Annotated in this window: 13 protein-coding genes and 1 pseudogene; 7 read left to right on the forward strand and 7 right to left on the reverse strand. The window is 41.3% G+C overall.

Going from position 1 to position 15530, the window contains the following annotated elements:
* Positions 1-169: 169 nt before the first annotated feature.
* Positions 170-910, reverse strand: coding sequence for a hypothetical protein (locus tag AAJP47_RS00130; protein WP_346715886.1), 741 nt, complete (start codon positions 908-910; stop codon positions 170-172).
* A gap of 423 nt (positions 911-1333) precedes the next feature.
* Here AAJP47_RS00130 and otsB point away from each other — a divergent pair, with 423 nt between their 5' ends.
* The 7 genes from otsB to AAJP47_RS00165 all read left to right on the forward strand — a co-directional run bounded on the left by otsB (position 1334) and on the right by AAJP47_RS00165 (position 8819).
* Positions 1334-2260 carry a trehalose-phosphatase gene (gene otsB / locus AAJP47_RS00135; RefSeq protein WP_346715887.1) on the forward strand — a complete coding sequence of 309 codons (927 nt, stop codon included), beginning with the start codon at positions 1334-1336 and terminating at the stop codon, positions 2258-2260.
* Positions 2257-4002, forward strand: a complete 1746-nt coding sequence (locus tag AAJP47_RS00140) for an alpha,alpha-trehalose-phosphate synthase (UDP-forming) (RefSeq protein WP_346715888.1) — start codon at positions 2257-2259, stop codon at positions 4000-4002. Before otsB ends, AAJP47_RS00140 begins: the two co-directional genes overlap by 4 nt.
* A 33-nt stretch (positions 4003-4035) precedes the next feature.
* Positions 4036-5145, forward strand: a complete 1110-nt coding sequence (locus AAJP47_RS00145) for an acyl-CoA dehydrogenase family protein (RefSeq protein WP_346715889.1) — start codon at positions 4036-4038, stop codon at positions 5143-5145.
* On the forward strand, positions 5133-6032 hold the full coding sequence (locus tag AAJP47_RS00150) for a PIG-L deacetylase family protein (protein WP_346715890.1): 900 nt from the start codon (positions 5133-5135) through the stop codon (positions 6030-6032). Before AAJP47_RS00145 ends, AAJP47_RS00150 begins: the two co-directional genes overlap by 13 nt.
* On the forward strand, positions 6016-6846 hold the full coding sequence (locus tag AAJP47_RS00155; RefSeq protein WP_346715891.1) for a class I SAM-dependent DNA methyltransferase: 831 nt from the start codon (positions 6016-6018) through the stop codon (positions 6844-6846). The genes AAJP47_RS00150 and AAJP47_RS00155 overlap by 17 nt, the downstream gene beginning before the upstream one ends.
* 33 nt (positions 6847-6879) lie before the next feature.
* A complete protein-coding gene (locus tag AAJP47_RS00160; protein ID WP_346715892.1) occupies positions 6880-7551 on the forward strand; it encodes a glycosyltransferase family 2 protein in 672 nt (223 codons plus the stop codon).
* 728 nt (positions 7552-8279) lie between these two features.
* Complete coding sequence (locus AAJP47_RS00165) at positions 8280-8819, forward strand: cysteine hydrolase family protein (RefSeq protein ID WP_346715893.1); 540 nt, start codon at positions 8280-8282, stop codon at positions 8817-8819.
* A 15-nt stretch (positions 8820-8834) separates the two neighbouring features.
* Here AAJP47_RS00165 and AAJP47_RS00170 read toward each other — a convergent pair whose 3' ends face one another.
* The 6 genes and pseudogenes from AAJP47_RS00170 to AAJP47_RS00195 all read right to left on the reverse strand — a co-directional run.
* Positions 8835-9566 carry a DarT1-associated NADAR antitoxin family protein gene (locus tag AAJP47_RS00170; protein WP_346715894.1) on the reverse strand — a complete coding sequence of 244 codons (732 nt, stop codon included), beginning with the start codon at positions 9564-9566 and terminating at the stop codon, positions 8835-8837.
* 93 nt (positions 9567-9659) lie between these two features.
* Positions 9660-10328, reverse strand: coding sequence for a glutathione S-transferase (locus AAJP47_RS00175; protein WP_346715895.1), 669 nt, complete (start codon positions 10326-10328; stop codon positions 9660-9662).
* 156 nt (positions 10329-10484) lie between these two features.
* Positions 10485-11408 carry a LysR family transcriptional regulator gene (locus tag AAJP47_RS00180; RefSeq protein ID WP_346715896.1) on the reverse strand — a complete coding sequence of 308 codons (924 nt, stop codon included), beginning with the start codon at positions 11406-11408 and terminating at the stop codon, positions 10485-10487.
* A 412-nt stretch (positions 11409-11820) separates the two neighbouring features.
* Positions 11821-13488, reverse strand: coding sequence for a thiamine pyrophosphate-binding protein (locus AAJP47_RS00185; protein WP_346715897.1), 1668 nt, complete (start codon positions 13486-13488; stop codon positions 11821-11823).
* Positions 13489-13746: 258 nt separating this feature from the next.
* Positions 13747-15174, reverse strand: a complete 1428-nt coding sequence (locus AAJP47_RS00190; RefSeq protein ID WP_346715898.1) for a sodium:solute symporter family protein — start codon at positions 15172-15174, stop codon at positions 13747-13749.
* Positions 15175-15370: 196 nt separating this feature from the next.
* Positions 15371-15523 (reverse strand): annotated as a pseudogene (locus tag AAJP47_RS00195) (histone deacetylase family protein); the annotation flags it as partial.
* Positions 15524-15530: the final 7 nt, after the last annotated feature.

A 15530-nucleotide genomic window follows, 5' to 3' on the forward strand; every position in this document is an offset into this window, starting at 1 on the left:
TCGATAGTCGATCCATTTTAAGAGTACGGCTCTACTGGGATGAATTTTTCGCAGCATCTGTCACGCCCCCAAACAGCCCGTGAGGAAAATTTATACCAGTAGAAGTTGACCTAGCTAGATTGACCTAACTAGATTATGAGTATGACTCACTGCCGTTTCAGCATTTACCCTACTCGGTATCATCTAGTAATTGATTGAGCGCTTCTACCATTGCATCATCTATGATGTTGTTTTCTACATAGGTTATGATTTCATCTATGGTCGTCAAATCCATTTCTCGAATACCTAGACGTGCCAGCTGCGCATTAATCGAATCTAAACTGTCATGCGCATCAGAATCTTCTAATAGATTTTCTTCAAACCTTGCTCTCACGAACCAATACATTTTTTCTAGGACGGTGTCTTTTTTGGTCAACGTAGAATAACCATCACCATAAATGAATAAATTAAAATGATAAGGGATCGCTACCTCATTAATAAAAAAAGTACGCTGACATTCGAGTGTATAGGCTTGCAAATCTGCCGCTTCCACGCTTTCTTCGTTTTTATTATCTTCTCCATTTTTATAGCCTACTTCATTGTTATTGTCTTCGTCATATTCAATCGACTCTTCTATCAATTCACCCAATATCTCATAATCGCCTACTTTGATTTTATGATTGTAAATGATGCTAGCGTCCGCTATCGCATCAAAGATTACAGCACTGACATCTAAAGTGTGGTTATCAATGTCATAAAACGCTTTTAGCGCTGGTAAAAACGCTGTCAGCTTTTCCTCTGGCACTTGAATGAGAAACTGCTGCTCATAAATTTTAACCATGTCCTCAGGCGCATAAGTATTGGCCGTGTCAGTCTCGTTTCTGCCAGTAGGCTCTAAAGGTAAAAAGTTATACGGGTTATTATCGCTCATTTGCAACGGCCTTTTTATTTGGGTTAGCTTGATAAATATCTATGGGCGTATTGTCGCTTATTCAGACGCTTTTGGATACATTGTTATAGACATACCAGATAAATACATGAGTGGTTTGGCTCAACAGATGACAAACGAATTTTTTAATCCTATGAATAAAACGGTATTTGATATAGACGTCTCTAATAAATAGATGTTTGTTAAGTTACAGAAATTACGCCAAATAAAACATTCTTCTTATCAAAGATTGATTGCGTCTGTGTCAAACTTACTATAAGAATTAATTATTTATATGTCTTTAAATAAATACTTAATAATGGATTATCTTTCAGTATATTTATTATATTCATAATTTTAAATTTAGATTAAATAACCGTAATAATAATAATAACCATAAGGTTGTTTTATTAAAAAGGAATCAACGTGACCTCAACAAGGAAGACCCGCTTAACTGTATCCTCTACCTATATACAGCCAAATAATTTTGCCGATTACTTATCAGATCGGCAAGATTATTATTTGTTCTTAGATATAGATGGCACGCTTGCAGATTTTACCGTTAATCCAAAAGAGAGTTTTATTCCAGATGCAACATTGACTCTTTTACAAAAAATACAAAATCATGGCGTTCCTATTGCTGCCATTACAGGACGCAGCCTGACAGAAGCAAAGCAAATGCTGTCTCCCCTAACTCTGCCGATTGCAGCGACTCATGGACTAGAAATCGCTCTGGATAATGGGACAGATAAGGACAGTATCGCTATTGATACCACGGAGCTGTCTGCCATTCGGCAAGCCCTGATCTACTCTTGCACCCCTTATAGTGACTTTATTATAGAAGCCAAACCCTATTCTGTCGCCTTACACTATCGGCAAAACCCTGATTTAGCAGATGTGGCCAATCGCATTGTATCAACCATTTTGGACCATTACGCTGATTGGACCATCAAGATCGGCAAGTATGTGTTTGAGATTGTGCCAAAGGGGACAAACAAAGGCGCGGCCATTTTAACCTTATTAAAAAAAATGCAAACCAGTGAGGCCTCTTGTGCCATTTTTATCGGTGATGATGTCACTGATGAGGCAGGATTTATAGCCATACAAGGACATAATAACGCAGTAGACAATGCCTTTTCGCCAGCGACGGGCATGGGGATTAAAGTGGGCACTGAGCCTACCTGCGCCCAGTATTATGTCAACGATATTTATGAAGTAACGGTTCTACTGCAAAGCTTTTTAAGCTTTTGCCAACAACGCGATATACGTTTTGACAAATCAGCAGACACCGATGGTTTGTTATCAAAAGCGGATCCTTTGTCATCAAAAAAAGTAGCGGGGTTTATCGTATGAGTCGCTTAGTGGTTTTATCCAATCGAGTTAAGCTGCCAGATAGCGGACCGATGGCAGGTGGGCTTGCGGTCGCATTAGAAGATGTCTTAATGGGAAGTTCGGTCATTTGGATGGGCTGGAATGGCAATGTGATCGATGATGACTGCCGCACTTGCGCTGCCAATACATTTGATAGTAGCGAACAGCTCCCCTTGGCGGGCGCTGGTAAGCATGGGGCTAGTACCACCATTACCTATATAACGACGGCTCTCACCGCCAAGCAGTATCAGCATTTTTATTGCGGATTTGCCAACAATGTACTGTGGCCGCTATTGCATGAACAGCCCGATTTGATGAGCCAAGCGCCAGAGGATTACACTGGCTATCAAGAGGTTAATCGCCTGTTTGCGCGACAATTAGAAAAAGTTCTTCAACCTGATGATGTTATTTGGGTGCATGATTATCACTTTTTAAGCGTGGCTTATCATTGCAGACAGTTGGGAATCAAAAACCGTATCGGCTTCTTTTTGCACATTCCTTTTGCCTCACTGCCTTATTGGCAATCGCTTGATAAAGCCGCAATACTGATTGAGCATTTTGCCCATTATGATGTGATTGGCACGCAAACTCAGCGCGGCAAAACTCACTGCCTTGCTGTCGTCCAGCATTATTTACAAGACCGCCTTCTCGATACTTATGCAAGAGCGTCACAAATACAGGCGTCGCGTACAGAGCGTGGTTTTTTTCACACGTCCAAATCAGTACGCACAAAATTAATGCTTAACTTAGACTTATGTACCGAGCATCAATTGACAATTAATGCTTATCCAATCGGTGTGAACGTCGCAAGAATACAGGATCAGGTCATTGGTTTATCGCCAAAATCTATAGAAAACAGGCAGAAAAAAGACGTTATAAAACCTGCCACCCAACAAATCATTGCCGTCGATAGAATCGATTATTCTAAAGGGTTATTAGAGCGGTTTTCAGCGTATCGCTCTTTTTTACAGCAGTATCCAATCTATCAAAACCAACTGCAACTCTTACAAATTGCGTGCCCTAGCCGCTTAGATCTACCTATTTACCAACGACTTTATAATAATGTCACGCAAGCCGTAAATGGCTTTAATCAGCAATTCTCTACTCATAAGTTTGAGACAGCAGAGGTTGGAGGCCGTATTATTAAGGGGAAGGATATTCAAGGTAATAATATTAAAGGCAAGGGTATTCAAGGTAATAATATTAAAGGCAAGGATATTCAAGGTAATAATATTAAAGGCAAGGATATTCAAGACAATAGCAGCAACGTTAACCTCTCTATAAATCACTGGGATGCCATTACCTATAGCGAAGAAGTCTTAAATCATCAAGCGTTGATGACCGCATTTTGGCAAAGTGATATCGGCTGGGTGAATTCCCTAAAAGATGGCATGAACCTTGTGGCCAAAGAATATATCGCCGCTCAAAATCCCGATGATCCAGGTGTGTTGGTGTTGTCATGCTATGCCGGGGCTGCTGAGCAAATGCAAGCAGCGGTCATCATTGACCCTCTTCAGCCTGATAGCGTCATACAGGGTTTAAAAATGGCGTTGGAGATGCCGTTATCTGAGCGCAAGCGCCGTTATCAAACCTTGTTACATGGATTGCAACAGGACAATTTGCACGTTTGGCAGCAAGATTTTTTAGATGATTTGTATGATAGTAAACGTCATTATATTCATAATCATTCTTCAACAACTGTCTCACTATCTGATTCACCATAATAATGCTAACTCACCACAATCTTAGGAACGCTTATGTCAGGGCTAGATACAAAAAGCGCTTTATTAAAAAATATTCAAACGGCTATAGAGAACCTTATCATCGCGGATCAGCAAAGCACGAACGCATTTGTTATAACAGACAAATTGCGACATGATATATTAAATCTCTTAGTCACTTATAGTGAGCAAATCCCCCATCCTGCCAGCGGTACTGGCAATAGTGATGATGGACATGAAAAAGAAGATAAGAAAAACGCAAACACCTTGATTCGATGGCAAGTTTTGGCGTATGTATCCAGTATCGATTTAACCATTGCAAAATGGTTTGAGTCACACTTAGACGCGCTAAGTATTTTGCATGAAGTCGGTTATGATAAGAGCACACAAGGTTTATGGGCAGTTTGGGCAGCAGAAGGTCATCCGCAGCCTATACAATATCAGCAGGGCAAAATAAGCGGCACAAAAGCGTGGTGTTCGGGCGCTCATATCGTTGACCATGCGCTCATGACTTATCGAGATGGGAGCGGTCAATCGCAGCTGGTTGTGGTAGATATGGCGCAAGATGGGATTGAGATTGATAACAGCGAATGGCAAGCGGTAGGAATGCAAGGCACTGACACGGCAACCGTAGAGTTTGATGAGGTGATAGCCTGCAATGTCGGCGCAGCAAATGTGTATCTAGACCGCGTAGGATTTTGGCATGGTGCGGCAGGTGTGGCCGCCTGCTGGTATGGAGCGACGGCAAGCTTGGCCACGTATTTGATAAAAGGTTATCAGCAAAAACCAAACGACTATAAAGCCATGTATTTGGGACAAATCAGTACTGCCCTGTCTGTCACGCAGCAGTACTTTTATCATGTTTCCGACTTGATAGACACCCAAGCAAACAGCAGTCATGAGCTTATTATTCGCCAATTAAGAGCAAACGTTGAGCAGCTGGCACGCGAAGTATTGGAAACCGTTGGGCAGGCTTTGGGCGCGGCTCCATTTTGCCGCAATGCCCACTTTGCAAAACTGTCAGCAGATCTGCCCGTATTCATACGTCAAAGCCATGGCGCGTTTGACTTACAAAAGATTGGCGAGCTATCAAGCATATTAGCCAACGAATCCATCACTCTTCAGGAAAACATATGGCAACTGTAAGCTCTAATTTAGCAGTACTCGAGTTAGCAAACAATCCTGCACGCGCTGACAACGTTGCCCCAACCGATACGAAAGCGTTAAAGCATCACACTGTCAAACCAGAACACCATCATCCAATCGTCGGTGATCGAGTGATTGAAGGTAATGGGACTAGTAAGTATGCGTGGCAAAACTGGCAAGGACTACAAGCGTTACCTCGATTAAATATCGCAAAGCGTTTTGCACCGCATCAGCGGGTATGTATCTTTGCGCCCCACCCTGACGATGAAATATTGGGCTGCGGCGGTATGCTGCAACAACTTGCCGATAATGGCAATTCTATTCTACTCGTCCACGTGACCAATGGCACACAAAGCCATCCAGATTCAAAGATTTATCCACCGCACACGCTTGATGTGATTCGTCCGCAAGAAAGCCTTGCGGCATTAGACGCCTTGGGTATCACGGATCAGGTAACGATTGTGTCTCTGGCATTGACTGATGGCGATGTGTTCGCCGAGCAAGATCAGTTCAATGAAAAACTGGCCACTATTATTAAGCCTGACGATGTCTTGGTAACGCCCTTTACGCGCGACGGGCATCCTGATCATGAAGCAACAGGACAAGTGGTCGCCGCCTTTGCCAAACAGCATAACTTAGCCTGTTACCAAGTGTTGATATGGGCGTGGCATTGGGCCAAACCAGCTGATACCCGTATTCCTTGGCACTCCGCCGTCAGGTTAGATTTGACCGCTGAGCAATTAGCGCGCAAAGCACAGGCCATTGCTTGTTTTGCAAGCCAAATTACCGTTGATGAAAGTACGGGCAATCCGCCTATTTTGTCGGCTCAAACCATCGCTAGAATTAGCCAGCTCTGGGAAGTTTATTTATATGAATCCTCTTTCTAAATCCATAACAGCGGATAATGCCAATACTGAGTCTCACTCTGATACTTATTCAGAATCCTACTTCGATGCCCTATACAGTGACAATACTGATCCGTGGGAGTATCAAACCCGCTGGTACGAAAAACGCAAACGCGATATGTGTCTCGCGGTACTGCCACAAGCGCAATATGGCAATGCCATTGAACTGGGCTGCGGCAACGGTGTTTTTAGTGAATTATTGGCTCGCCGTTGTCAGGCGTTGGTCAGTATAGATGGCAATAGTCAGGCCGTGAAACTTGCCAAACGCCGCTTGGCAGAATCTTCGCATGTGAGCGTGATACAAGGCGTTATTCCCGCTACCCTGTTCGCTTTACAAGACACCTTGTTAAGTGATTGTCCTTTAAGTGATTATTCTTTAAGTACTTGCCCTTTATCAGAGCGTCCGCAAGCAGATGGCTCATTATTAAATGATTCACAGTCAGATATCTCGCTCATCAATAAAACGCCCTTTGATTTGATCGTCATCAGTGAGATTTTATATTATTTATCGCCAACTGATATTGATGTGGTGATTGCTTGGATTAAACAAAACCTTACCAGTGGCGGCACGCTGATATGTTGTCACTGGCGCTATCCTATTGATGGTTTTGAGATGACAGGCGAAACCGTGCATCGACGCTTACAACAAGCATTTAATGACGCCACCAATGAAGATAAAGAAACACATCAGCAGGCAGCATTGACCCATCAAAGCAAGCTGGTAGACACCGATTTTTTATTGGATGTTTGGCAAAACACGTCGGATTCAATCGCCGAGCAAGAGAACTTAGTGTGACTTTAAAAAAAGAATAAAAGGCTTGGAGTTGATATGAAAATTGCTATCGTAATTCCTGCGCACAATGAGGCGATGACGATTGCCAGTTGTCTAGCGTCAGTGCAGACAGCCATTGAGCAATTGCCCAACTCCATTACTGCCTATCCGCTTGTGGTGCTTGATGGCTGTACCGATGATACGTTGGCAATAGTTGAAGCAGCAGATGTTGATTATATATGCTGCGACTATCAATGCGTGGGACAAGTGCGCGACATGGGCATTCGTCATGCAATTGCCCAAGGTGCGACTTGGATTGCTTGTACCGATGCAGACTCTGTTATGACGGCAGATTGGTTGATGCAGCAAGTCACTCATATAACGCAGCAGCCGACCGACATGATTTGCGGCGTGGTAGACGTTGATAACTGGGCGCATTTAACCCTAAAAACGCAGGCAGACTATATTGCACACTACCAAGATATGATGGGACATCGGCATATTCATGGAGCCAATCTAAGCTTTAGTGGTGAGGCTTATACGGCTGTTGGCGGCTTTGCCCCCTTGCCTTGTCATGAGGATGTGGATTTGGTCAAAAAATTTGAAGATCATGGTTATGCTATCACTTGGAGCAATAAAGTTCGTGTGATTACCAGTAGTCGTCTGGATGCGCGAGCGAATGAAGGGTTTGCAGATTTTTTGGCGAATTTAGAGAAGCGTAATTTGTAAACTACTAGGTATTGTATAAAACATAAAAATTGGACAAAAAACCCTTTTTTATACCGTACAAAAATATCTTTCATTATCAGATAGTTACGGGTACCCGAAAAAAGAGGGTAAAATAAGCTATGTTGCCTTCTACACTTAGTGGCAGTTGGGTTTATAAATTTATTTTTCCTCTTCATCACCGTATAGGTGACTTAGAAAAAACAATGAACAACACTAACAAAAAACGCTTGCTTCATCACCGTATAGGTGACTTAGAAATTTACTAATGAATATAACCGTAAAAAACAATGCTTCATCACCGTATAGGTGACTTAGAAAAGACAGATGAATCGGACATTCATCTATTAACGCTTCATCACCGTATATGTGACTTATGAGCCGCGTTAAAAAGTTGCATGCCAATTTTAGCGGTACAAGGAAAATTCTTTAAATAGAATTTTCAGAAGTCATGCTCAAACTCAAATGTTCATATTAGATCATCGTATAGGTGACTTATGAAGAACAGAGGACTCATAATCCTTCGTTCTTAGCCTTTTATCCTCAAGGCTAAATAAAAGACATTACTTTTTATCACATCAAGCATTTTCAAACTTTAATTCAACGTATTAGACTTAGAAGACTACCCTGACATGGTAAAGGTCGCTAGATTTTTTCAATATTAGAAAGTTTTCGAATACTATGCTAAATTTATCTTTATCGAACTTAACCAATAGACTTAAAGGATTTTTATGAAAGCGGCTGTTCTTGTCATTGATGTTCAAAACATTTTGTTTAATCCTATGCCGCGCCCTTTTGAAGCAGATCTTGTGGTTGAGCGAATAAATCAGGTGACAGCGTGGGCGCGCGCTAACAAAGCATTGGTAATTTATGTGCAGCATGAGCAAATACATTCGGAAATTGCGTTTGAGACAACCGGTTGGCAATTACAGACTCATTTGAATGTAGCAGATGGCGATCAGTTGGTACGAAAAACGACGCCAGATTCTTTTTTACATACCGATTTAGAAGCACTATTAAAGAAAAACCACATTGAGCATTTAATTGTCTGTGGTTATGCGACTGAGTTTTGTATAGACACCACTGTGAGACGGGCAGCAGGGTTGGGTTATTCTATTGAGCTGGTATCTGATGCGCACACCACTCACGATAAACCTCACGCCAGCGCTGAGCAGATTCGCGCTCATCACAACGCGACTCTGCCCAATATATCAAGCTTTGGTGTAAAGATAACCGCTGTGACAATGGATGCGCTGACTAAAGCATCTTGAGCACTAATCTGGCTATCAGAGCCAACCCGCTTCTAACAGCTTCTCGGTATTACTCACTTTAAACTCACTACACAAATCAAAAAACGCTATCGGATCTTCGACTTCATCGAGCAACGCTCGTTTGTTGAGCGCGACAAACATGGCCAGCGCGTAAGCGGCACAATGGATAGATTTTTTGGGATTGAACTCAAGATCAGTAAAGGCTTGATATTGCATGACCTCCTCGTGCAGCTCAGGGTTTTGCTTTAGAGCATTTACATATAACCAATCATAAAATGTGGTTAACGGCTCGACGCTCCATTCCATACCAAAATAATTGTAGCCAATGAGTTCACCTGAAGTTCTTAATCGCCCGTCTTTTTTGGCTTGTCTTGGCGGCGCACTTAGCAAATCAGTATAAGGGCCACCATCCTCAAAAATCATACTACTTTGAAAGGCATTCTCGACACTATACTGACTACCATCATCATTTGTAAGCTTTAAGCTCAGTGGACTGAGCAAAAAACTCAGCTTATTGCCTGATTTACTGGACATCTCCAAGACATTATTGAAGCCATATTTCTTACGAATGACTTGATGCAGATCATTGATGGATTTTTTCTTTTGTCTACTCGCAAACCCCACATGCCGCTCAACCCTTACCATGTCGGTTTTTACCAGATTGTCACTATTGACTCTAGGCATAAATACGGGTCTGAGTTCTACCGCACTTTTTCTTTGTTCTGCTGGGTTTTGTCTTTGTTCCATAGTCATGTGCCTTATATCAATGGTCTTGCTTGAGTACTTTTTTATAGTTGGTAGGATTTAATAAATACGGGTATTACGTTTATCAAAAATTGCTTATTGGTCAGAAGGAAAAATGACCATATCATCTCCCTCTTGCCAAGGCTGAAACTTGGTCATGGCCTGCAAAAACATGGGATGGTCAAGCCAGTGCTTTAGCCACTGCTGTAGCTTTGGATAAGGAAGATTATAAAATACATCACGATCCACATGGGCAAATTGACGCACAAACGGCATGATGCCAATATCAGCAATGGTCACGCGATCCCCCAGTAGGTAACGGTTTTCGGTCAGTAAATTCTCTAAAACCTGCAAAAAGACTTCGCCGTGCTGTCGATACTCGGTTTGAGTCATTTCAGGATGCCGATCAGCGTATTTGTAACGATCTAACCAGTGCTTAAACTCGTCGTCGTTTTGCGCGATCAAAGCATGGGCCTCAGGTAAAACTTGTGCATTCAACAGCCCTTGCGGATCGTTTTGTTCAAGTGCCCACTCCATTATCTCGCGGCTTTCTTCTATGACAGTACCATCTATTAGTTGCCCATCCGGCATTTGTAAAACAGGCACCGTACCTTTTGGGCTAATTGCTAGCATTTGGGTAGGTTTGTTTTTTAAGACAATTTCGCGTAGCTCTACAGACACGCCTGCAAACAACAGGCCAAGACGCGCGCGCATGGCATAAGGACAACGACGAAACGAGTATAGGCGATGAAGGGAGTCAGTCATGATCACCACTTAAGTGTAAAATGAGGGCTGCTATCTTACTACTAATTGCGTTCGATTAAAAATAGCAATGGCAACTGGACTTATAATCAATGCATTTTAAAAGCGGTAATAAGTTGCGAGAGTGAGTCATCGACTGTTTGGGAGTAAACTTTATAATTAAAGAGAAATATCGAATGCTAGAATTTCTTCAATAAACTTGGCTTCAATAGCGGATAAAGCACGATGCTTGTGCCACAAAACATATACGGGCACGTCAGCAATTCCGCCTTTCGGGGGAAGGCGTCTCAGCTTAGATTCTAGATGAGTAGCGGCGATAAACTGATCTGGTAAAGCCCCAATACCATATCCAGTGTAAATTAGTCGAACCAACTCATCTAAATTATTGGTATAAGCGCTAACATTACCACTAAAATTATGAGTTTCTTTAAATACGGTAATTGGCGACAGAACATCACCAATAGTTTCACTATTAAATACAATAAAATCTTCTTCTATTAGATCATTAAAACTTAGATCCTTCATTGAAAATAAAGGGTGATGATATCCACAATAGAGATAATAACGTTGATTGAATATCAGCTTTTGATTGAGTGTATCGGGTATATGCTTTGCTAAGCAAATACCAATAGCAGGATTCTTTTGCTTTAAATCATTTAGAATATCCATGCTTGATTTGACTGTCAAATCCAACGTAATATTCGGATACTTCTTTTTGAAATAAACTAAAAAATCATTATATTTAGGATTGTGCAGCCGACTAGCAACCAACAGTTTAATATTACCTTCCAAGAGATGTAAGTTAGTGCCTTTCATCGCTTCAATAGAAGTAATCTCTGTAAATATTATCTGAGCGACTTGCAGGCAATATCGACCAATCGGCGTAAGCTCTAATGGCTTGGTATTACGAATAATAAGTTGGCTCTCGAGTTGCTCCTCAAGCTTTTTAAGATTTTGGCTGACGGCTGATTGAGTAATATTAAGACGATCTGCTGCCGCACTAATACTTCCCTCTTCACATATAACAATTAACACATGAAGTAGTGTCCAATTCAAACTATCTGCTAATTTCCGCTGTACCATGGTAATTTCAGCACTTATATTCTAAGTATGTTGATAATAAAGAAATATGATATATCTGCTCAGACTATAGTCAAAATACTCTAAAAACACTACTGTACTGCTGATATCAATTTTTTGCAGCCTCTGTCTGCGCAGGCACAGTAAGTAAGAAAAATTGATATCGGCAGTACGTGATGTATCAATATTAATTTTCACTGACTATATATTTTTCGCGCGCATCTCATTATTGTCTTTGTCCCATCATACAATATGGTAAAGAATATTAGGTCTGTATAAGCATTTATTTATAAGATATCTTAGAGCGTACCCTTATTTTAAATCAAGTGATAAAAATGAGGATACGCCTTAGCATGTCCTCATTAAGCTCAATCTTCATATATCTATGCTAAGAACCACAGATGATAGTGTCAGTTTATGGTACTAATTCATCAGGATCTGTAATCACATGCAGCAATACGGTCTTGCGCTCTTTTGTGACTATTCTCAATGCATCGGTCACACTTATTACAATGTCATCGTTATTAGCGACTCGTATGCCGTGTGCCCCAAAAGCATTGGCCAGTGCTGCAAAATCAGGATTTTGAAGCTGTGTACCTGACACTCGATCAGGATAATGCGCTTCTTGATGTTGGCGAATAGTACCAAATTGCTGATTGTCCATTAAGACAATTAGAACAGGCGCATCATAACGAGTGGATGTTGATAACTCAGCCTCATTCATCATAAATTCACCATCACCAGTAACCACTATAGATAAACGCTCAGGCGATTCTAATGCAGCAACAAGACCTGACGGCAAGCTATAACCCATCGCCCCATTTCTGGTACTAAGCTGGCTTGGGAAAGTATGCGTAGGCAAATAACGCTGCGCCCATAGGCAATGATTGCCAGCGCCAAAACTATAGACAGCATCGTCAGGTAACTTTTCAGTCAACGCTTTAATAACTTGAGTCATGCTGGCATATGTCTGATCAGTATTTGTTTGCTCAGCATTATCAGTTGCTACGAGCATTTCTGGAAAAGCACAATCTTTTCTTTGCTGCTCATGACAATAGTTAAACCAAGCTTTTCGAGACGCTGAGCTTGCCAGCGATGCTTGGCTAATTGCTTTGATAAAGCTAATAGGACTAGCGACGATATGTTCAGTCACTGAACCACTATGACCGCGCAAGCTTGTATCTAGATTAACAATATAATTAGGCTTGTCAAAGGACTGGCGCAATTTATACCCATCACTAGCAACGTCCCCTAATACAGTACCTATCGTCAGCACTATATCGGAATCTTCAATCAATGCGGCACAGTCATCCGAGCGCCCATAACCTAGGTAACCTGCATGGGCAGGAGAGTCAAAAGCCACTCTGTCTGAAGCACGCCAATCATGAATAACAGGAATAGCATTGTCTTCGGCAAACTTCGTTAGCTGAGCAGAAGTCTCTGTCGTCCAATTTTGCCCTCCTGCAAAAATCAGCGGCTTTTTGGCAGTCGATAATGCATCTACTATTATATCAAGCTTGTCATCACTTACCGCACCTTCAGCGATGGGAATCACTGGATGCAATTGCCCATGGAATTCTTGTTTGATGATGTCTTCAGGCAGTCCGACAACGACAGGTCCTGGTCGCCCTTCTAAAGCAGCATGAAATGCTTTGGCAACAATTTCTGATGCCCTAGAGACTTCGTCAAGAATGAAGACTCGTTTGCATTGACTACCGAACCACTGTACAGGATCAAACTCTTGGAACGACTCTCGGTTTCTATCAGAAACAGGGATAAGTCCAACAAACAATATAAGCGGCACACCATCTTGCCATGCAGTATGAATGCCAGTATAGGCTTGCGCCGCGCCCGGCCCGCGGGTCACCATAGCAATGCCCGGTTGACCCGTAAATTTACCATGAGCGTCTGCCATATAGGTACAGGCCGCCTCATGTCGACATACGATTGTTTGAATATCAGAGTTATAAAATCCATCAAGCACTGCTAAATAACTTTCACCCGGTACTATAAAAGCTCGATTTACTCCGTGTTGCTTAAGGCTATCTACAATGGCTTGACCACCATGTTTTAAATCAATCATCTTTTAGCTCCAAATTATTTTAAAAATGTTGACTATGACGCTATTATCTAAATGATGAGCTATCTGATTACCCCACAAGCTCCTTTATTAGGATAATCATAGGACAGCCACTTTAAATACTAAACCTCTTGCAAAAGCAGTGTTTTATTGACCTCAGCTAACATGGTGTATCAACGGTTAACAATAATTTATGCAAGAGATTTACTAATCATCATTTTTGAGTAAAGAACGTTACTTGAGCAAATAGTTTGTCAGCTACTAAATATTGCTACTATTATCACTGGTCATTAATGACACAACGATAACCAATAAAATTGAGGTTGGAAAACCGATAAATATTGGATGCAAACCAAATGGATGTCCAAGTATTTGCCAAGTTACTGCAACGATTAAACCAACCCACATGGCCACTATGCCACCCAATCGAGTCGCTTTTTTCCAGAATAGACCAGCAATCACTGGAGCTAACAAACTTGACACTAACATAGCGGCACCTGTCACCCATAAACCAACCAATTTCGGGATAGATAGCGCTAGTAGTAAAGAAAAGATTGAAACTAGTAGAACTGAAAGGCGACTATACTTTAACAAGCGACTATCAAGGTCTGGGCTCTCCTTTAGCCTTGGTTTAATGATATCGTTTATAATTGAAGAGGCACCAGCCATACAGAAAGAGTCGGCTGTTGATATAACAGTTGCAAGCAGGGCAATAATCATTACTACAATCATTGGAAAACTAAATACGTCTCCAATAACTATGTAATAAGTGAGACTAGAATCAATGTCTCCTAGGTTCAACCCAAAGCGAGCCATAACACCGATAGCAATAACCATAAAAGCGGTCACAGCACCTAAGACAACAGCTATCCAATATCCGTTTCTAGCTATTTTAGCGCTACCGGCAGCCCAAAATCTTTGCCATAAGTCCTGTCTAAGGAATTGATAAGCCCCAATAGTTAATAGGTAAACAAACACTTCAGAAGGCGAAATACCGAGAATACTTAAAAACTCACTCTGATTAGCAAGTTCGGCTTGTTTAGACACTTCTTGCAAGCCACCAGAAGCCAAGATTACGGTTACAAACAGGATAAACACACCAACTGTCTGTATCGTTCCATGAAAAGCATCTTGCCAAATCACGGACTTCATTCCACCATAATAGGTTTTTAACGTAAGTAGGACCCAACTGATTAAAATACCAGTTGTTATATTTAGTCCCATTGTCAAATTAAGTATGGTGGCAATGGCGGCAAACTGCATTCCTGTCAATGAGCTATTGGCAACCAAAACACTGACAACTGTAGGAATTCTAGCCCCTTCACCAAACCTTAATACAGTGTAATCTGCAATCGTCACCATTTGGTATTTTTCGCCAATTGCCCGAATCTTCTTTAAAAAGAATGCCAGCATCAGTACGCCTGATATGAAAATCGCAAAATTTAGCCATTGTTGTCCCATTCCATATAAAAAGCCATTCTGCATAAAACCTAATAACGTCGCACCACCGACCGCAGTGCCTACAAACGTTAAAATAAGAGGAAAGATCGAGACAGATCTTCCTGCAACGTTATAATCGTCATATGTCTTAATACTTTTCTTATTAATATAAAACGATACACCAAATAAAAATAAGAAATATATCACTACCAAAGAACCTAAAATCAAACTTTCATTTGAACTATACATAATCAAATTCCCTATAGATTGTTGTATATCCTGTAGTAACAATCACTCCAATATGTATACCGAAACAACTGACCACTTTCAGAATGGAAGGAGGCTCTTATATTGAACATCCTTGTTATATTATTAAGTCGAGCAATTATCCTAATAAATTTTTTATATAAGTAACACTCAAGCATTCATCGACGATTAGTCATTATCAAAAAAAACCTGCTTCATGAGTGCCGTATGGCATAGGAAAGTTGAGGTTATATCTATAGCCCGCGCCTTGCCCTCTTTCATGCTCATGACCTTCAACTACTGGATAAGAATTAATAGGTCTGACATGAACTGATTTATAAAGCACCTCTTTACGATCA

The organism is Psychrobacter halotolerans (assembly GCF_039680845.1).
In the GTDB taxonomy this organism is placed as follows: domain Bacteria; phylum Pseudomonadota; class Gammaproteobacteria; order Pseudomonadales; family Moraxellaceae; genus Psychrobacter.